The organism is Streptomyces sp. HSW2009, from assembly GCF_040240285.1.
Taxonomy (GTDB): Bacteria; Actinomycetota; Actinomycetes; order Streptomycetales; family Streptomycetaceae; genus Streptomyces.
In genome coordinates, this window is record NZ_JBEHZD010001275.1 from 1 (window position 1) to 244 (window position 244).

Annotated in this window: 1 pseudogene; it reads left to right on the top strand. The window is 65.6% G+C overall.

Annotated elements, in window-relative coordinates:
• Positions 1-244 (top strand): annotated as a pseudogene (locus AAHZ94_RS35430) (hypothetical protein); the annotation flags it as partial.

Sequence of the window (244 nt, forward strand, 5' to 3'; positions counted from 1 at the left end):
GGGTTGATCAAGATGGTGATGGCGTTGCGGCATGGGGTGTTGCCGCGGACGTTGCATGTGGATGAGCCGTCGCCGCACGTGGACTGGTCGGACGGACGCGTGGAGTTGCTGACGGAGTCCCGGGAGTGGTCTGGCTCGGGCGTGGGCGAGGGCTCGGGTTCGGCTGTGGGTGTGGGTGGGGTGCGTCGGGCGGGTGTGTCGTCGTTTGGGATTAGTGGGACGAATGCGCATGTGATTGTGGAGG